This window comes from Arsukibacterium sp. (assembly GCF_033721375.1).
Lineage (GTDB): Bacteria > Pseudomonadota > Gammaproteobacteria > Enterobacterales > Alteromonadaceae > Alishewanella.
In genome coordinates, this window is sequence record NZ_JAWWAP010000006.1 from 240,085 (window position 1) to 260,072 (window position 19,988).

Sequence of the window (19,988 nt, forward strand, 5' to 3'; positions counted from 1 at the left end):
AAATTCCTTAAGCCGGTAGTACTACTCAAAACTAATCAGTACGTCACCGGTACTGACCGCATCACCTGCCGCAACATGAATGTTAGCGATAGTGCCGTCAGCAACTGCCCGCACCTCGGTTTCCATTTTCATCGCTTCCATAATGATGACGACATCACCCCGTTTAACGGTTGCGCCCACTTTCGTGGTAATTTTCCAGATATTTCCTGCCAATGGTGCATTTAAGGTCGCACCACCGGTTACTGAGGCACTGCCCGGAATATTCTCTGATACCACCGGCTTTATACTATTAAGCTCGCCGCTGGGGGCGACTTCCACTTCAAAGGCTTTGCCATCTACCCGCACACTGTAAGCAACCGGACCACTGGTTGGTGTCCGGGTTTTGGTTTTCGCGGTTGAGCTTTCATCTTCATTGTCATCGGGTGCCGGCTCAAACGCTGCAGGATTATTGCGGTTTTTCAGAAACTTCAGACCAACCTGCGGAAATAACGCATAGGTCAGCACATCGTCGATGGTATCTTTTGCTAAGTCTATCGATTCAGCTTTGGCGATATCCAGCAATTCGCTGTTTAGTTTATCCATCTCTGGCTCGAGCAAATCAGCCGGCCGGCAGGTTATCGGTTCAGCGCCGTCCAGCACCTTTAGCTGCAACTCGCGGTTAACCGCCGCCGGGGTCGCGCCGTACTCGCCTTTTAATACACCGGCAGTTTCTTTGGTAATACTTTTATAACGCTCACCGGTAAGGATATTCAGCACGGCCTGGGTACCGACAATTTGTGAGGTTGGGGTAACCAGCGGTAAAAAGCCCAGATCTTCGCGCACCCTGGGGATTTCCTTTAACACCTCATCCAGCTTATCCAGTGCGCCCTGCTCTTTTAACTGGCTTTCCATGTTGGTCAGCATGCCGCCGGGTACCTGGGCCAGTAAAATCCGGGCGTCGACCCCTTTTAATGAGCCTTCAAAGCGGGCATATTTTTTCCGGACATCGCGGAAATAGGCCGCGATTTCGGCCAGCAACTCCAGGTTAAGGCCGGTATCCCGTTCAGTGCCTTCTGTAATCGCTACCATGGTTTCAGTCGCACTATGGCCATAGGTCATACTCATTGACGAAATGGCGGTATCCAGCATATCGATACCGGCGTCAATCGACTTCTGGTAGGTGGCGGTACTGAGCCCCGTGGTCGCGTGACATTGCATCGCCAGTGGAATATTGGTGGCTTCTTTGATCCGGGTCACCAGCTCTTCTGCCACATAGGGTTTAAGCAGGCCGGCCATGTCTTTAATAAAAATTGAGTCGCAGCCCATATCTTCCAGCTGCCGGGCCATATCGACCCACATATCAATGGTGTGCACCGGACTGACGGTATACGAAATGGTGCCCTGGGCATGCGCGCCAACACTGATCGCAGCCTGCACTGCGGTTTGCAGGTTGCGGATATCATTCATCGCATCAAAAATCCGGAACACGTCCACGCCATTGGCGTGGGCCCGCTCGACAAAGGCTTTTACCACATCGTCTGCATAATGGCGGTAACCGAGTAAATTCTGACCGCGCAACAACATTTGTTGTTTGGTGTTTGGCATCGCTTTTTTAAGCTCACGGATCCGATGCCACGGGTCCTCGCCCAGATAACGAATACAAGAATCAAAGGTGGCGCCACCCCACGACTCCATCGACCAATAACCCACCTGATCAAGCTTGCCGGCGATGGGTAACATATCTTCCAGACGCAGGCGGGTTGCCAGTAATGACTGGTGCGCATCGCGCAACACTAACTCAGTTAATAATAAAGGCTTCGTCATGCCAGCTTCCTCTTATTTATGTTGTTGGCGATACTGGTGTACTGCAGCACTGATGGCGGCGACGACAGCAGGTGACACGCCGTTGCCCGCGACATCAGTTTTCGTGGTTTTGTCAGCAACTTTCACCGGCGCATAACGCTTTAATAAGCCACTCATCACCGTCATTAATAACACCAGCAGTAACAGAAACGTAAACACACTTATCATGCCTATCAGCATTAACGACGCCGACTCGAGCAATAAATCAGATACCATCTGTGTGTTCTCCTTTACTTGTCTGAGTTTTCAGACAACCAGTGTTTCATGACAACAAAACCAATGCAAACAGCATAGTTTACCAATGGCGGCGCTGCCGGGCTAATTCAGGCATTATGGAGGCAGAAGCGCCGGCTGAATAATAAAACTGAGTGATGCCAGTCATTTCGGTGGCGAATCACCAAAGACTTATTAACGTCTAGCCGTCCAGAAAGATAACGTGAAGCGGGGTTAATTACAAGTCCCGCTGGTTAATATCGGTAATCAGCTCGCTGATTAATTGCTGCAAGCCTGTGCTTAGCGCACTAACCAGCGCCGGGTAACCATCAGCAGTCAACGGTTGCTGATAGCTAAACGCATGGCTTGTCTGCTCACTGCCTGCGCCTAACGTATAGTAACCACTGATAATAGCCACGCCATTAGCCTGCGCATGAAAGCGGTCGATAGTCAGCTGCAATTGCCGATCAGCAGCGCTATGGCCCCGGACCAGCTGAAATGCCGGCAATCTGGCTTGTAACTGCTCGGCTAACAGCCGGTATAGTTGCTGATCAAGCGCATCAGCCCACAAATGACGAGAGGCAATCAGCAGTTCGACATCTGAGCGTTGCATCACCAGGCCTGAGCCATTTAAATAGTTAGCCACCCTGACAGGCTGCAGTTGCAACGTCCTGGTTGGCTGTACCTGTTCAGCCCGATCTGGCCGGGCCGGCATTGGTATCGCCAGTTGGTAATAGCTTACCGGCGGCGGACTGCTGCACGCCGTTAAACCAATGGCAAAAACAATGGCAAGTGATATCAGTAACTTCATAATCTGGCTTTCCTTGGTTCAGCTTCTGGTTGATCACTGGCATTAAAAATTAATGAATTGCTTTGCTGATTCAGGGTTTTAATGACCGGTTGCAGTTCTCTCAGCACCTGCTCCAGCGCCTGCAAATTGGCGTTGACGCTGCTGTATGCCGCAGCATCCGGGCTAAAGCCCTGTAGCGTGGTACGAAGCTGCTGTAAACTCAGCTGAATGTCTGCCGGTAACTGTTGCAGCTGCGGCTGATCCATTAACGCCTGCATGCTCTGCACCAGCTGCTGGGCATTTTGCATTACTTCATTAGTCGCGGCCAGGGTTTGCTCACCTTGCGCCAGCATTGATTCAACGGGTAAATTATTAATTTTATCCAGGGCCATCAGCAGCTTTTGTTCCATATTACTAAAGCCACTGCGTGCCGAGGGCAACGCCGGATAACCAATCGAAGTACTTAGTTGGCGCTGCTCACTAAACAGTTGCTGTAACGCATTATCCTGGCGCCAGCTGCTATTCATATCCAGGTCGATATATAAGGCGCCGGTAATTAAATTGCCGGTTTTTAATACGGCATGCAGGCCGTCTTCAATTGCCTGCTGCAATTCGGTATCCAACTGTGTCAGATTTAATTTCTCATACAACCGGGCAGATTCAATCCGGATTAATACCGGCACGCCTTGTTGTAACGACACTTCAAACGGCTTATCAATGGCAAAGAAAAACGGCACTGTTGCCACTGTTCCAACCCGCACGCCACGATATTCAACCGGCGCACCGGCCTTCAGGCCACGTACCGACTCATCAAAAAATACCAGATATTCAATATACTGGCTGTATAACCCGTCCTGAATACTTTGTTTGTCCGGATACAGCTGAAACTCGGTGCCGTCTGCAGCCGGCTCCCCCGCCGGCCAGCCGTCCATTAAATCAAAACTGACGCCACCGGTTAACAAGGTGGTCGCCGAGCCAATATCAACACTTAAGCCCTCGGCCGATAAATCGAATGCCAAACCACTGCTTAACCAGAACCGGACATTGTCCGTCACCAGTTCATCATAGGGTTCGCGGATAAACAGCTGAAAGCGGGTACGCCGCTCAGACACGTTAAATTCACTGAGTTCTACCGTGCCAACTTCATAACCGCGGTACAACACCGGGTCGCCTACTGCCAGGCCGGTGGTATCGGCCGAATTTAACTTTACCCGCACCCCAGGCGCATCGGCCGGCGCAGCCGGTGGCGAATTTAATAGCGGATGGCTCAGCTGGGTCTCGCCATTGTCACCGGGCTGCAGCTCAATATAGACGCCTGACAGCAGGGTATTAAGTCCTGTTACGCCACCACGGCCAACCTGAGGTTTTACCACCCAGAATTGTGAGCCTTCATTTAACAGCGGTGTCATATTAGGTTTCATCCGAGCCTGAATTAACACCTTGGTTAAGTCTTCACTCAGTTCAACTGATACAACCTGCCCGACATCAACACTACGATTTTTGATCTGGGTTTTGCCGGCGACAATGCCCTCGGCATCTTCGGCTACCAGCAGCAACATTACGCCCTGATTCTGGAAGTGACTGAACAGCATCCACAGGCCAATTAAAACAGCAGCTATTGGCACTACCCAGATAGGTGACCACTGCTTTATTACTCTGACATTTGCTTTAGGCGCTGCCGACTCTGTCACGTTGTTACTCCTTCTGCTGTCCGGTTCGAAAAGCGGTTATCCCCCTGCTGGTTATCACCCTGTTGGTCATCCCTCTGCTGGTTATCCCCCTGCTGGTTATCCCATAGCAGTCGCGGATCAAAACTGACCGCCGCCAGCATAGTAGTGATAACGACCGCTGCAAACAGCACAGCGCCGATACCCGGATAGACGCTGGCCAGCAAACCAAACCTTACCAGCGCCGCCATAAAGGCGACCACCAGTACATCGACCATAGACCAGCGCCCGACCCAGTCAACCAGCCGGTATACATTACCACTATACTTGCCGCCAATCTGCCTGGTCGCACCAGCCAGATAACATAACCAGAACATTACAACAATTTTGACAATAGGAATAACCACACTGGCCAGAAAAATGACGATTGCAACCGGATACTCGCCATCCTGCCACATTAAAATAAAGCCACTGATAATCGTTGAATCTGTGACCTCACCAAACGACACTGTACGCATAATCGGCAAAATATTGGCCGGTATATAAAGCACGCAAGCGGTCACCAGCAACGCCAGGGTTTTCTGTAAACTTGCCGGTATACGGGCTGTTACCCGGGTATGACAACGACTACACTGACGCTGCTGTAACGGCACCACAGCGGTACAGCATTGGCATAACTTTAGCTGCTGTTGCAGGCCGGTACTGCCGGCATTAATTGGTGCTGCCGGCTGCGGGCTTGGCGCAATACTGGCCCACAGGGCATGCCGGTCCAGTACCTGAAAGGTCCGCAGATGCAACAGACAGAACAGACAAAAGGCCCAGAAACTCATACCCAGTGAGATTTCTGCCGTAGCGACCAGTTTGACAAAGCTTATAAGTAAGCCCATCAGGAATATATCAACCATACTCCAGGGTTTAAGCATATACAGCACCCTGGCCACCCAAATGCGGGCGGGTAAGGGATAACGCATACCCAGCTTTAAATAAATAACAGCCAGCATACAAAATGCCGGCACCGCCTGAATAAATAGCCAGATCAGAATGGCCAGCACTTGCTGATATTCAGTGAATAGCACTGCCGAGGTATCAAAAAAATGAATTTCACTGCGATTACCGGCAATCGCCATACTGACAAAGGGGAACAAATTTGCCAGTACTAACATCAGTAATGCCGATCCCGCATATAATGCCGGACGCATAACCGGGTTATGCTGGCGGGCGTCCAGCTGATGCTGACAACGCAGACAATGCGCTTCCTCGCCGGGTGCCAGTAACGGCAAATATTGCGATAAATCACAGTGCGGACACAGGACCAGCTCATCGCTACCGGTATTGGCAATGTGCCTGGAACAGCCAGTTTGCGGTGCTGCGGTGTCGGCAGTTTTATTCACGGGATACCCTAAGCTGCAGTGTAAAGGTAGAAGGTGGCGCCAGCTGCCTTAACGTCAGCTGCGTTACAGAAAGTTACCTTATATAATCAGCAGTATATATCACTTTAAAGATAAGCCGCTGCTGAACAGCAAAGAAAATATTATCAGGAAAAGCAAAAACCCGCTAAGGCATTAACCGTAGCGGGTTCTTCGTATGTGGTGGACGCAGGAGGATTGCAGGCGGCTTTCCTGCCGCCTGCCCTGCGGGTCAGCTGACGCTGCGCCAATTTGCTCCCGGCAAATTGGTCGAACCTGACGGAGCTTCTCACCCCCAGCGTCTGTTCAGCATATAGCATTTAAGCAAAAACCCGCTAAGGCATTAACCGTAGCGGGTTCTTCGTATGTGGTGGACGCAGGAGGATTCGAACCTCCGACCGCTCGGTTCGTAGCCGAGTACTCTATCCAGCTGAGCTATGCGTCCGCTCTATAAAAAATGGCGGAGAAAGAGGGATTCGAACCCTCGATAGAGTTTCCCCTATACACCCTTAGCAGGGGTGCGCCTTCAGCCACTCGGCCATTTCTCCGCTCTGTGTTGCGGCGTGTATATTAATGTCTCAGGAAAATAAGTCAAACAATTTTTAGGACAGTAAAGTCTGTTTGCCGACCTTTTAAACAATTCGTTCAATATTTACCGGCTATTGTTTAAAACAGGCAATTTGGTAACCAGCATCCTGCCGGTTATTTTTATTCGGCTTCGTTAAAGCCGCCACCAGAGGTATCTTTCTCAGCCTGGATCCGCATATAAATTTCTTCACGATGGACTGATACTTCTTTTGGTGCATTCACACCGATCCGCACCTGATTTCCTTTCACCCCTAACACAGTCACAGTGACTTCGTCACCGATCATCAGAGTCTCACCAACCCGACGGGTAAGAATTAGCATTCGCTTGCTCCTTTTCCTTGCATTTACAGTGACCTTTCACCGTTGTTTTCGATAAAACGCCGTATAGTAACTCAGCTGGCCCCTGCTTGAAAAGCCAACACCTGATATTTATAAAACAGCCGACACCTGTTCCTGGCAAAGTGTAGCAACTTTGCCACTGGCCCGGGTAATTTCGCGATATAACACAGCTTTCAGACGGCGAAGCGGCGCTATGCTAAATTTACGCCGCAAGCGCCTTGTGCGATCAGCTGTTCAGTTGCTCGCTGATATGTGACTGAGCGCTGCTAAGTACGGCAGGTAAAGCACTGGCATCAGTTCCCCCGGCCTGGGCCATATCAGGCCGGCCGCCGCCTTTGCCGCCCAGCTGCTGTGCCGCCCAGGCAACCAGTTGCCCGGCATGAACCTTAGCGGTCAGCTCACTACTGACACCCGCTATTAAACTAACTTTAGCATCATTCACAGTAGCCAGCAGAATAACCGCCGGGCTCAGTTTATTTTTCAGCTCATCGAGCATGGTTCTTAAGCTTTTCGGATCAGCCTGCTCAACGGCGCTGATTAACACATTAACACCAGCTATCTGCTGTACCTGGCTTTCCAGTGACGATCCCGCCTGACTGGCCAGCTTCGCCTTCAGTTGTTCAATATCTTTCTCCAGGCCACGGCTTTTATCCAGCGCTTGCTGTACTTTATCGGCCAGACTGAACAAATCGCCTCTTAACAGCGCAGCGGCCTGAGCCGCCTGTTGCTCAAGCTGCTGAATATACTGCAGTGCACCGTTGCCGCTGACAGCTTCAATCCGCCGGATACCAGAGGCAATACCGGCCTCGGCCACGATTTTAAATAGCCCGATATCACCGGTTCGGCTGACATGCGTGCCACCGCACAGTTCAATCGAGAAATCGCCCATGGTCAGCACCCGGACTTCTTCATCATACTTTTCGCCGAACAGCGCCATCGCCCCTTCGGCTTTCGCTTGCTCTACCGGCATTAACCGGGTTTGCAACGCGTGGTTCAGCTGAATTTGCTGGTTCACCAGCAGTTCAATTTGCCGCAGTTCGTCAGCGGTAACCGCTTCAAAATGACTGAAATCAAAGCGTAACCGATCCGGCCCGACCAGAGAGCCTTTCTGGGTCACATGCTCACCTAATATCTGGCGCAGTGCAGCATGCAATAAATGGGTGGCCGAATGGTTTTGTTTAATGGCTGCACGGCGCTCACTGTCAATCCGGGCGGCAACTTTATCGCCGACTCTTAAATCAGCGGTGGCCTGGCCCTTATGAGCAAAAGCTTTACCCAGTTTAATGGTGTCGCTAACGTCAAACTCACCACCCTTTGCCAGCAGTAACTTTCCGCTATCACCCATCTGGCCGCCTGACTCCGCATAAAACGGGGTTTGATCCAGCACCACTAAACCACTGGCGCCTGCAGATAGGCTGTCAACCGCCTGGCCTTCACTGAAAATTTCCACCACAGTGGCATCGCCAAATTCATGCTCATAGCCGGTAAAGGCTGTCTGCTGATGTGAGCTTAAGGTCGCATTATAATCCGCACCGAAATTAGACGCCTGCTGTGCCCGCTTCCGCTGGGCCGCCATTGCCGCTTCAAAACCCGCCTGATCAATGGTCAGATTGCGCTCGCGCGCCACATCATTGGTTAAATCGACCGGAAAACCATAAGTGTCGTATAACTTAAATACAACGTCGCCCGGGATCACGGTGCCGGTTAAGCTGGCCAGCTCATCATCCAGAATCGTCAGGCCGCGCTCCAGCGTTTTGCCAAACTGCTCTTCTTCCAGGCGCAGCGCTTTTTCAATCACCGCCTGTTTTTCTGCCAGTTCGGGATAGGCTTCGCCCATTTGCTCTACCAGGGCACGGACCAGCTTGTAGAAAAACGGGCCCTTTGCCCCGAGTTTATTACCATGACGTACTGCCCGGCGAATAATCCGGCGCAGCACATAGCCCCTGCCCTCATTAGCAGGCAACACACCATCGACAATTAAAAACGCACAGCTGCGAATATGATCACTGACTACCCGCAGCGACTTATCATTTAAGTCGGTGGCGCCGGTAATCTCTGCGGCGGCTTTGATCAGTGCGGCAAAGGTATCAATTTCATAGTTGCTGTGTACGCCCTGTAAAATAGCGGCGATCCGCTCCAGCCCCATGCCGGTGTCAATACTGGGTTTTGCCAGCGGCTGCATGTCGCCATTAGCCTGGCGATTAAACTGCATAAAAACGATGTTCCAGATCTCGATAAAACGATCACCGTCTTCTTCCGCTGAACCCGGCGGCCCGCCCCAGATATGCTCGCCATGATCGTAAAAAATTTCAGTACAGGGGCCGCACGGGCCGGTATCACCCATCGCCCAGAAATTATCTGACGCATAAGGTGCGCCTTTGTTGTCACCAATCCGGACGATTCGTTCAGCCGGCACCCCAATTTCGTTCTGCCAGATATCGTATGCTTCATCATCGGTGGCATACACTGTTACCAGCAGTTTTTCTTTTGGCAGCTTGACCACTTCAGTTAAAAACTGCCAGGCATAGCCAATGGCTTCGCGCTTAAAATAATCGCCAAAACTGAAGTTACCCAGCATTTCAAAAAAGGTGTGATGGCGGGCGGTATAACCGACATTTTCCAGATCGTTATGCTTACCACCGGCCCGAACACAGCGCTGGGCAGAGACTGCCCGGCTGTAGCTGCGCTTGTCCTGGCCTAAAAACACATCTTTAAACTGCACCATACCGGCATTGGTAAACAATAAGGTGGCATCATTACCCGGGATCAGCGAGCTGCTGGCAACTACCTGATGTTGTTTACTGGCGAAATAATCAAAAAAAGCCTGTCTGATCTTGGCCGAAGTCATGGTCATGAAACTATCCTGTCCGCTTGGGTTGGTTCGTTAATTCAGTAAAGACCGCCTTAATCTGCTCGCTGCTGAAACCGCGGCGTTGCAAAAAGGCCATCCGTTTAGTTTTTTCTTTATAATCAGCTATCGGGCTGTCGCCATATTTCTTCTGGTAGGCCTCAGTAGCCAGCGCCCACCAGTCAATATTCAGCGCAGCGATACAGGCATTTAGTTGTTCTGGCCTGATGTTCTGCGCCCGGCATTGCTGTAGCAGGTAATTGTAGCCATAGCCCTGGCGCGCCCTGCTGCGTACCAGCATACTTAAAAAACGGCTTTCATCAAGATACTGCTGGGCTTTGCACCAGCTGATGACTTCTGCCAGCTGCTCTGGCAACGCCCCTTTCTGCCGCAGTTTCTGGCTTAACTGGGCTTCGCTGTAATCACGCCGGCTAAGCCAGTTTAATGCGTTTTTTTTCAGCCCGGCGATGTCAGCCATCATTACACCTCTAATACTCCGTCATCTGCTGCATTCACCTGCAGCGCAAACACGTCGTTAAACGACAGAAAAAATGCAATTTGCAACAGCGGAGCCACCACAATGATACCCAATCCCAGGGTCGGCAAGGTTAATAACAACAGTGCCATACTGATTAGGCCGTACAGCAGCAGCGCGCCAATATTGCGCCAGCAGGCAATAAAGCTGGTTTGTAATACCACCAGAAAGCGATGCTCTTTTAAAAAGTAGGCAATGGCTACGGCATAGGCAAATAACATCAGCACCAGGGTAAATAATGCCACCATCGCCAGCAATTGCAGCATAACGCTTGTTTCGATGCCAGCTTGCGCCTCTAACGCAGCCGACATCGTTGTTTGCAGCTGTTCAGCAAAAGCAAGCAGTGGCGTAAACATAACAAATTTAACGGCGCCAATTGTCATCAGAATCAACCGGCAGGACGGTTCTGTCAGCGGTTGAAACAGCCAGTCGATGCCCACCTTCTGTTGTTGCTGTACGCCAACAATGGTTTTATAAAACCCGGCTGTTAAAAACGGACTGAGAAATACCCAGATAAGCGTTGTCAGCTGATGCTGTTGTAATAAAAAGCTGATAATGGCCATTAAACAAAACATAGCAATAAACAGCAATGGCAGCCGTTTAAACAGTTGCCAGGCGCCAGAGAGCCATTGCAGCGCAGCGGTGAATTTAACCCGCCTGATAATCAGTTTCAGTTGAAACGGCTTTTCCACACTTTCCCCTTGCCGACATCAGCAGCCATAGCGGCTTTTAAAGGCCGCTATCATACTGCAAAACCCGTTAAAATAAGAGAGCTGAGGCAAAACTTCAGCTGCTGGTACAAAAAATGGCCAATTACCGGCGTTCAGACTTGCTTTGCAGCAGACCGGCCGCATAATAGCAGCATCATATTTGTGAGGCTGTGCTATGGAAAAGTTTGTCGAAAATCTTATTTACTCTGCCCGTTGGATAATGGCGCCGATTTATCTGGGCCTCAGCCTGGCCCTGATTGCCCTGGCGATTAAATTTTTTCAGGAAATCATTCATATCGTTCCGATTATCTTTAGCATGAAAGAAGTCGAATTAATTTTAGTGGTGTTGTCGTTAATTGATATTGCCCTGGTCGGCGGCCTGTTAGTCATGGTGATGTTTTCCGGTTACGAAAACTTTGTTTCAAGGCTCGATCTGGAGGGCAACGACGATAAGTTAAGCTGGCTGGGTAAACTCGATGCAGGTTCGCTGAAAAATAAAGTGGCAGCGTCAATAGTGGCGATTTCATCAATCCATTTACTGAAAGTGTTTATGAACACTGAAGTGATCGCCAATGACAAAATAAAGTGGTATCTGCTTATCCATATTACCTTCGTCCTGTCTGCGTTTGCGATGGGCTATCTGGATAAACTGTTGCGGGACGAAAAAGCCAAGGCACTTTAATCATCTTCACATAGCAGGCTGTGCTGCAGGGTCTGGTTTACTTCACCAAAATATTTGCGTTGCAAACGCAGGTACCAGCTGTCCAGCATAACACTGAGCAACGCGCGGTCAAATGCGCGCTGTATCGCCGCATCCCGGAATGCGGCCCGGTAAAGGGTGGTATCGAACAAAGCATGAACCGCCAGCTCATCGTTACTATCTTGCTGTAACCGGTAATGATTAAAAATATTACGATCCATGACCACTACCTGTACCCGACGTGACAATAACATTTTCAGTTGCGCCTGCTGGTCGACCGTTTCCCGGTAATCAGCCGAGATCCTCGCCATATCGGTAAAATCAGGCCCCAGCACGGTGCGGGCATTTTGAAACGCCAATACCGGATAGCGGCCCAGATCACTGCTGTGGCTGATCATCAACTCATCAGCTGCCCGACTAACCGCAATGTTCTGATAGCGAATATAGGGGTCAGAATAAAATAATCCTGTTTCATTGGTGGTTACAGGCTGCAAACTGGCAATATCTCCCTCGCCCTGCTCCAGCAACGGTTTAATCCGGGCATTCGGGACAAAGACAAACACCGGCTCATACCCCATCCGGTTCACTACCTCTGCCAACAGCTCAACCTCATAACCCGAAATATTGGCCGTATTGATATAAGGCGGCTTCTGCTGACCGACCAGCACCGTTAACGGCGCCGCCGTCACCAGAGTACTGGCCAGCAGCAACAACAGACTGACTATCCAAATTTGCCGCATCTGTTCTCATCCTCAACCCGCTTTGTATTCAGCATAACGGTTTTTCCAAAAACTGACAGGAAATATTGTTAACATTCTATGCGCTTAGCAGCTGCAATGGTGCCTGGGGGCATTTTACGCCTGCCAGAGAAGCAGAATGCTTGGCCGGCACCGAGACAGCGGTTAAGATGGTCTGCTCGTCAGTCTGCCAGCAACGAAATGGAGTTCACTGTGTCCGACGTTATTATGTTCTTCGCCCGCAACTATCGTCTTGCGGGCGTCGTTATGCTGTTAAGTACTGTAGTCGCGCTGCAGCTGCCTGCGCTGGCGGCAACTTTTGAGCATGGTATGCCGATGCTGCATAACCTGAAACCGAAAGACTACCATGCCGGCACCCAGAACTGGGCATTACTGCAGGATCAGCGTGGGGTGTTATACGTTGGTAACAATGTCGGTGTGCTGGAATATGATGGCCATAACTGGCGCACGCTGCAAACCAGCAATAAATCGGTTGCCCGTTCACTTGCCCTGGCAGACGATGGTCGGGTCTATGTCGGCGCGAAAGGTGATATTGGCTACATCGATCACAGTGCAGGCCAATCCCGTTTTCAATCTCTACTGCACCTGGTCCCCGCCAGCTTTCGTGACTTTCGTGACGTCAGACAAACCTTTGTCAGCGGCGACAGTGTGTACTTTGCCAGTCGCGATTATGTTTTCCGGCTGCGCAATGAAAAAATCGATGTCTGGCGCAGCAACAGTAGTTTTTTAAAGGCATTCTGGGTTAATCAGCAGCTTTACATCCGCGAAGAAGGCACCGGCTTACTGGTGCTGCAGCAGGACAATTTTCAGTTGGTTCCCGGTGGCGAACATTTTGCCAATGAAAGTCTGTTTGTGCTGGAGCCATTTGACGACAATACCTTACTGGCCGGCAGCCGGGAAACCGGCTTGTATCTGCTTAACAATAAAGGCGTGCAGCGCTTTGCTACCGCTTATGATCAGCAACTACAAGAGGCAGTTCTTTACAGTGGCCTGACCCTGAATAACGGTGATATTGCCGTTGGCACCGTGCAAAACGGCGTTTTTATTCTCAGTAAACAGGGCAAGCTGGTTGGCCATTATAATCGCAATTCAGGCTTACTTGATCAGAATGTCAGAGCCCTGTATCAGGATCATCAGGGCGGACTCTGGCTCGGTCTGGATCATGGGCTGGCCCGGATCGCATTACATTCTGCTATCACTGCCCACCACCGGGCCAGCGGTCTGGCTGGCAATGTGCTGGCACTAACCCGCTATCAGCAGCAACTTTATGCCGGGACCAGTCTGGGATTATTCCGGCTGCAGTCCGGGGAAGACGGCACCGGGCAATTTGTAAAGATGGCACCGCTGCAAAAACAAACCTGGGGCTTTGCTGATTTCCAGGATCGTTTGCTGATTGCCAATAACGAAGGGGTTTATCAGCTGGCAAACGGCCAGCTTAGCCTGATCCGACCGTCAAACCTGGCCAGCAAGATTTTACAGGTGTCGGCCCTCGACCCCAGCCGGGTGTATGTCGGGCTGCAGGACGGCCTGGCAACAATGCGCTATATAAATGGCCAGTGGCAGGATGAAGGCCGGGTGCCGGGCGTTGAAGGAAACTTAAACAGTATTGTCGAACTGGCCAATGGTCAACTGTGGTTAGGTACCCTGGCGCATGGCGTCTACCAGCTGCAATTGCCGGCCGCCTGGCAGGGCGGTGCCTCAGTACCGCTGGCAATTACCCGCTTTAGCAAAGAGCAGGGCTTACCCAGCCTGAACAGAAATTCTGTTCACCTGTTTGAGCAGCAACTGATTATTGCCTCTGTTCGCGGCATCCTCAGTTACAACAGCGCTTCGCAGCAATTTGAACTGGCCCCCGCCTTTAAAAACCTGTTCAGCGGTGAGCAACCCTGGGTGCGAAATCCCACCATCGATCAGCAAGGCCGGGTCTGGATGCTATTGTGGGATAACGTCACCGGCAAACGCTCAGCCGGTGTGGCGCAAGCCGATGCCAGCGGCCAGTATCAATGGCACGGCAACGCGTTGCAGCCCTTAGCCGACATCCCGCTGGATACGATGCTGGTTGAGCTGCCACTGGTCTGGTTTGGCGGGGCTGAGGGCATTTTCCGCTTTGCTGATGATCAGTATCAGCAGCACCGGCCCAAACCGCCGTTGCTTAGAAAAGTGCTGGTTGATCAGCAGCAAGCCGTCTACTCCGGTGGCGACTTACCGGAATTAATTCAACTTGGCAGTGAGCAACGAAACCTGCGTTTTCAGTTCAGTAGCCCAAATTATAACCCGCTGCAACCCGATTTGTTGCAGGTGCGGCTGCTTGGCCACGATAAGGACTGGTCCAGCTGGCGGCATGAACATTATCGCGACTACACCAACCTGCAAAGTGGCCACTATCAGTTTCAGCTCAGGGCGAAAAGTGTTACCGGCCAGATAAGTAGCGCAGACACCCTGCATTTTCAGATTGCCAGCCCCTGGTACTGGCACTGGAGCATGCTGCTTAGCTACCTGCTGCTGAGTATCACCCTGCTGTACTTACTGCACCGCTGGCGGATGCACAGCGCCATTGTCGAGCAACAGCGGCTGAGCCAGCAGGTCACTTTGCGCACAGCGCACCTGGAGCAGGCGATGCAACAATTGCAGCAGGCCCGCCAGACAGCAGAAGATGCCACTAAGGCCAAAGCACAATTTCTGGCCAATATGAGCCATGAATTACGCACGCCACTGAATGCGGTGCTGGGCTTCGCCGAGCTGGCCGAGGGCACCCCCGGCATAAAGGAAAAACAGCACTATCTGCAAAAAATCCGCTCTGCCGGAAAAATATTACTCAGCATTATTAATGACATTCTGGATTTTTCTAAAATTGAAGCCGGTAAACTGGAACTGGAACACACTGCCTTTTCGCTGCGCGAGACGCTCAGTCAGGTTGAAGATCTGTTCAGTAATCAGATTGCCGCCAAAGGCCTTAGTTATCAACGCGTGCTGGCCGCCGATATCGCCGACTGGCGCTGCGGCGATCCGCTGCGCTGCAGTCAGGTTTTAATGAACCTGCTAAGCAATGCGATTAAATTCACCGAACAAGGCAGTATCCGGCTGCAAATCACCGCGCCCGCCGCCGATAAGTTGCATTTCGCCATATCGGATACCGGTATTGGCATCAGTGCCGCCGGGCAAGCCCAGCTGTTTCAGCCGTTCCAGCAAGCTGATAATTCTGTCAGCCGCAAATATGGTGGCACTGGCCTTGGTCTGACAATCTGCCAGCGTCTGCTACAGATTATGGGCTCAGAGCTTACATTAAGCAGTGAACCTGGCGTCGGCAGTACCTTCAGCTTCAGCCTGACGCTACCGCTGGCTGACAGCCAGCAGCCGGTCTCATCAGCGTCAGCGTCGCTACCAGAGCCGCTACTATCACCACAGCCAGAGCCGCTGCCAAAGCAGCCGGCAGCATCGGCCTCTGCCGCCGCAAGCACTGGTACGCCGGAGCGCCGTCGCCAACCGCAGCAAATTTTAGTGGTTGATGACAATTATTTTAATCAGAATCTGCTGAAACTAATGCTGGAAAAACTCGGCTATCTGGCGCATGTGGAAAGCAGTGGCCAGTTGGCGCTGGACTGGCTGGAGCAGCAGCATCCGGCGCTAATTTTACTGGATATTGAAATGCCCGGCATCAACGGTTTTGCCACGCTTAAGGCAATCCGGCAGCGTCCGGAACTGGCTCAGGTGCCGGTCGTCGCCCTGACTGCCCATAATTCGTCAGATCTGCTTAACCAGATCCAGCAAAGCGGCTTTAACACTACCCTGATCAAACCGATAGAATTGGCAGGCCTGGCCGCTACCCTGCAGCAGCTATTGCCGTAAAGCGAAGCCGGCATCACAACTGCCGGCAAGCTGCTACTGCCAACAGTGCAGTGCCGCTCAGCGAATATTGGGTGCCAGCCAGCTTTCTGCCTCAGTGCGGCTCCAGTCTTTTTTGGCGGCATACTCGGTAAGTTGATCTTCAGCAATTTTGCTGACCGCAAAATATTTGCTGTCAGGATGGCCAAAATACCAGCCACTTACCGCGGCGCCCGGCCACATCGCATAACTTTCGGTAAGAGTAATACCGGTTTGCGCTTCAACATCCAGCAGCTGCCATAAAGTGCCTTTTTCAGTATGCTCCGGGCAGGCCGGATAGCCCGGTGCGGGCCGGATCCCCTGATACAGCTCACGGATCAGCTGCTCGTTACTCAAGTCTTCAGTGGCGGCATAGCCCCAGAACTCGCGCCGCACTTTTAAATGCAGGTATTCGGCCAGGGCTTCCGCTAAGCGGTCAGCCAGTGCTTTTACCATGATGCTGTTGTAATCATCATGCTCGGCGGCAAATTTGGCAGCCAGTTCATCGGCACCAAAACCGGTGCTAACGGCAAAAGCGCCAATGTAATCTTTTACGCCGCTCTCCAACGGCGCAATAAAATCGGCCAGGCTGCAATTAGGCGCATTGTTTCTAAGCTGTAATTGCTGGCGCAGGTTATATAAACGGGCTTTTTCGACCTGTCGCGATTCGTCGGTGTACACCACAATATCGTCACCGTCACTGTTGGCCGGAAATAAACCAAACACCGCTTTGCCTTTAACATGGCCGTCGTTAATCATGGTATCGAGCATGGCATTGGCGTCTTTAAATAATTTGCGCGCCTCTATGCCCACTTCGGCATGGTTTAAAATAGCCGGGTATTTGCCCGATAGCTGCCAGGTTAAGAAAAACGGCGTCCAGTCGATATAGTCACGCAGCAGGTTTAAGTCGACATCCTGCCATAAGTGCACGCCGGGCTGCTTCGGCGCGGGGGCGACTTTCGTTAAATCAAGCTGAAATTTATTGGCTTTCGCCTCAGCGAAACTGAGCAGCTTTTCACCGGGCCGCGAACGGGCATGCTGCTCGCGCGCCACCACATATTCATTTTTAATCCGGCCTAAATAATCCGCTTTGCTGTCCGGGGTAATTAAAGACTGCACCACTGACACACTGCGCGAGGCATTCGGCACATACACCACGCCGTTGGCGTAATTGGGCTCAATTTTTACCGCCGTGTGCGCTTTTGAGGTAGTGGCACCACCAATTAACAATGGCTGAGTAAAGCCTAGCCGGGTCATCTCTTTGGCGACATGAACCATTTCATCTAAAGAAGGGGTAATCAGACCGGATAAACCGATAACATCAACGTCGCGCTCTTTGGCTACCCTGAGCAGTTCAGCGCACGGCACCATTACGCCTAAATCGATGACTTCAAAGTTATTGCACTGCAGCACCACCCCGACAATATTTTTGCCGATATCGTGCACGTCGCCTTTTACCGTTGCCAGCAGCACCTTACCCTGGGCGCGGCCGCCTTCCTTTTCCTGCTCAATAAAAGGCTGTAAATAAGCCACCGCTTTTTTCATTACCCGGGCCGATTTAACCACCTGCGGCAGGAACATTTTGCCTTCGCCGAATAAATCGCCGACCACATTCATGCCGTCCATTAACGGCCCTTCAATCACATGCAGCGGTTTTGCTGCGTGCTGCCGTGCTTCTTCGGTGTCCGATTCGATAAAGTCGGTAATGCCTTTTACTAAGGCATGTTCCAGCCGTTTATTGACCGGCAGGCTGCGCCAGGCATCATCCATTTTCTCGGCGACGCTGCCATCACCTTTAAACTGGGCAGCAATTTCCAGCAGCCGCTCGGTGGCATCATCACGCCGGTTTAAAATAACATCTTCTACCCGCTCTTTTAACAGCGGCGGAATATCGTCATAGACGGTAAGCTGGCCGGCATTAACAATACCCATATCCATGCCGGCTGCAATGGCATGGTATAAAAATACTGAGTGAATGGCCTCGCGCACGGCGTCATTGCCGCGAAATGAGAACGACACATTAGACACGCCGCCGGAAATTTTCGCATGAGGGCATAAGCGTTTTATCTCACGGGTAGCTTCAATAAAATCGACCGCGTAATTGTTGTGCTCTTCAATACCGGTGGCGACCGCAAAGATATTCGGGTCAAAAATAATGTCTTGTGGCGGAAAACCGATTTGCTCAGTCAGAATTTTATAAGCACGCTGGCATATTTCGACTTTACGGGTTTTAGTATCGGCCTGGCCCTGTTCATCAAAGGCCATTACCACTACCGCAGCGCCATAGCGGCGCAGTAACCGCGCCTGCTGTAAAAACGGGGTTTCGCCTTCTTTTAGCGAAATAGAGTTAACCACCGCCTTGCCCTGAATGCACTTCAGCGCCGCTTCAATAACCTCCCATTTCGACGAGTCGACCATAATTGGCACCCGCGAAATATCCGGTTCAGAGGCCAGCAAGGTTAAATAACGCACCATGGCAGCTTTGCTGTCGAGCATCGCCTCATCCATATTGATATCGATGATCTGGGCGCCGTTTTCTACCTGCTGGCGGGCAACATCAAGCGCGGCCTCATAGTCGCCGTTTAAAATCAGTTTTTTAAATCTGGCCGAGCCGGTAACATTTGTCCGCTCGCCTACGTTAATAAATCGGGCCTGTTGCTGCATTACCACTCCAGAGAAAAGGCTTCAAGGCCGGCTAAATGAAAACTGTGGCCCGGCGCTTTGGGCTGACGGGCCGGCGCCTGTTTTACCGCATTATAAATCGCTTTAATATGCTCGGGCGTAGTGCCACAGCAGCCGCCGACAATATTTAAAAAGCCCTGCGCGGCCCAATCGGCAATTTCTGCTGCCATCTCTTCGGCGCCCAAATCATACTCACCAAACTCATTGGGCAAGCCGGCATTGGGGTGCACCGAGACATAAGCTTCAGATATACCCGACAAGGTTTCAACATAAGGGCGCAGTAAATCGGGCCCAAGCGCACAGTTAAGGCCAAAACACACCGGCTCAATATGGGCCAGGCTATGATAAAACGCCTCGGTTGTCTGGCCGGATAATGTCCGGCCGGAGGCATCGGTGATGGTACCGGAGATCATTACCGGCAGCTTAAAGCCCACTTCATCAAAGACCTGCAGTACGGCAAAAGCGGCAGCCTTGGCGTTTAACGTATCAAAAATGGTTTCCAGCATAATAATGTCGGCGCCACCCTCGATTAACGCATGGGTTGACTCGGTGTAAGCATTTACTAACTCATCAAAACTGACATTGCGAAAGCCCGGGTCATTAACATCAGGCGATATCGACGCAGTGCGGTTAGTGGGGCCAAGCACGCCGGCAACAAAGCGCGGTTTATCTGGCTCAAGCGCGGTTATCTCATCGCATACTTTACGGGCCAGCGCCGCCGCTTCACGGTTAATCCGGGCTGACAAGCCTTCCATCTGATAATCCGCCATCGCTATGCTGGTCGCATTAAAGCTGTTGGTTTCAACAATATCAGCGCCGGCCAGCAGATACTGACGGTGAATATCGGCAATTAAATCGGGCTGGGTCAGCACCAGTAAGTCGTTATTGCCTTTGACATCACTCGGCCAGTTGGCAAATTCGCTGCCGCGATAGTCAGCTTCTTCTAACCGGTGCTGCTGGATCATCGTGCCCATGGCGCCATCGAGGATAAAAATGCGCTCAGCGAGCAGTTTACGAAAATGGTCCGGAGTCAGTCTTGCGCTCATAAA

Annotated in this window: 14 protein-coding genes and 2 tRNA genes; 2 read left to right on the top strand and 14 right to left on the bottom strand. The window is 51.5% G+C overall.

From position 1 onward, the window contains the following. Nucleotides 1-21: 21 nt before the first annotated feature. From oadA to R3187_RS11300, 11 genes are all read right to left on the bottom strand, one after another. Nucleotides 22-1,803, bottom strand: coding sequence for a sodium-extruding oxaloacetate decarboxylase subunit alpha (gene oadA, locus R3187_RS11250; protein ID WP_318967140.1), 1,782 nt, complete (start codon nt 1,801-1,803; stop codon nt 22-24). A 12-nt stretch (nt 1,804-1,815) separates the two neighbouring features. Continuing rightward, nucleotides 1,816-2,058 carry an OadG family transporter subunit gene (locus R3187_RS11255; RefSeq protein WP_318967141.1) on the bottom strand — a complete coding sequence of 81 codons (243 nt, stop codon included), beginning with the start codon at nt 2,056-2,058 and terminating at the stop codon, nt 1,816-1,818. A gap of 235 nt (nt 2,059-2,293) precedes the next feature. Then, entirely contained in the window at nt 2,294-2,866 is a 573-nt protein-coding gene (locus R3187_RS11260; RefSeq protein ID WP_318967142.1) for a membrane integrity-associated transporter subunit PqiC, read from the bottom strand. After that, nucleotides 2,863-4,536: an intermembrane transport protein PqiB gene (gene pqiB / locus R3187_RS11265; RefSeq protein WP_318967143.1), complete on the bottom strand. Its 1,674-nt coding sequence runs from the start codon at nt 4,534-4,536 to the stop codon at nt 2,863-2,865. The genes R3187_RS11260 and pqiB overlap by 4 nt, the downstream gene beginning before the upstream one ends. After that, entirely contained in the window at nt 4,533-5,903 is a 1,371-nt protein-coding gene (locus R3187_RS11270) for a PqiA/YebS family transporter subunit (protein ID WP_318967144.1), read from the bottom strand. Before R3187_RS11270 ends, pqiB begins: the two co-directional genes overlap by 4 nt. A 383-nt stretch (nt 5,904-6,286) precedes the next feature. After that, nucleotides 6,287-6,363: transfer RNA gene (locus R3187_RS11275), tRNA-Arg, on the bottom strand. Between the two features lie 13 nt (nt 6,364-6,376). Continuing rightward, a tRNA-Ser gene (locus R3187_RS11280) sits at nt 6,377-6,466 on the bottom strand. Nucleotides 6,467-6,626: 160 nt separating this feature from the next. Continuing rightward, nucleotides 6,627-6,827: a carbon storage regulator CsrA gene (gene csrA, locus R3187_RS11285; RefSeq protein WP_318967145.1), complete on the bottom strand. Its 201-nt coding sequence runs from the start codon at nt 6,825-6,827 to the stop codon at nt 6,627-6,629. A gap of 244 nt (nt 6,828-7,071) precedes the next feature. Next, complete coding sequence (alaS, locus tag R3187_RS11290; protein WP_413229025.1) at nt 7,072-9,693, bottom strand: alanine--tRNA ligase; 2,622 nt, start codon at nt 9,691-9,693, stop codon at nt 7,072-7,074. A 10-nt stretch (nt 9,694-9,703) separates the two neighbouring features. Next, a complete protein-coding gene (locus R3187_RS11295; RefSeq protein ID WP_318967147.1) occupies nt 9,704-10,174 on the bottom strand; it encodes a regulatory protein RecX in 471 nt (156 codons plus the stop codon). Continuing rightward, nucleotides 10,174-10,920, bottom strand: a complete 747-nt coding sequence (locus R3187_RS11300; RefSeq protein ID WP_318967148.1) for a hypothetical protein — start codon at nt 10,918-10,920, stop codon at nt 10,174-10,176. The genes R3187_RS11295 and R3187_RS11300 overlap by 1 nt, the downstream gene beginning before the upstream one ends. A gap of 193 nt (nt 10,921-11,113) precedes the next feature. Between R3187_RS11300 and R3187_RS11305 the strand changes: the two genes are divergently transcribed. Next, nucleotides 11,114-11,620 carry a TIGR00645 family protein gene (locus tag R3187_RS11305; RefSeq protein WP_318967149.1) on the top strand — a complete coding sequence of 169 codons (507 nt, stop codon included), beginning with the start codon at nt 11,114-11,116 and terminating at the stop codon, nt 11,618-11,620. On the opposite strand, the gene R3187_RS11310 is transcribed toward R3187_RS11305, so the two are convergent. Beyond that, complete coding sequence (locus R3187_RS11310) at nt 11,617-12,378, bottom strand: substrate-binding periplasmic protein (protein ID WP_318967150.1); 762 nt, start codon at nt 12,376-12,378, stop codon at nt 11,617-11,619. The two genes, R3187_RS11305 and R3187_RS11310, sit on opposite strands and share 4 nt — an antisense overlap. Nucleotides 12,379-12,588: 210 nt before the next feature. Between R3187_RS11310 and R3187_RS11315 the strand changes: the two genes are divergently transcribed. Then, a complete protein-coding gene (locus tag R3187_RS11315) occupies nt 12,589-16,242 on the top strand; it encodes an ATP-binding protein (protein WP_318967151.1) in 3,654 nt (1,217 codons plus the stop codon). A 57-nt stretch (nt 16,243-16,299) separates the two neighbouring features. Here the strand turns inward: R3187_RS11315 and metH are convergent, their stop codons facing one another. Then, complete coding sequence (metH, locus tag R3187_RS11320) at nt 16,300-18,921, bottom strand: methionine synthase (RefSeq protein WP_318967152.1); 2,622 nt, start codon at nt 18,919-18,921, stop codon at nt 16,300-16,302. After that, the gene (locus tag R3187_RS11325) at nt 18,921-19,985 is read right to left on the bottom strand and encodes a homocysteine S-methyltransferase family protein (protein WP_318967153.1); all 1,065 of its coding nucleotides are present in this window, start codon (nt 19,983-19,985) and stop codon (nt 18,921-18,923) included. Before R3187_RS11325 ends, metH begins: the two co-directional genes overlap by 1 nt. Between the last annotated feature and the right edge of the window lie 3 nt (nt 19,986-19,988).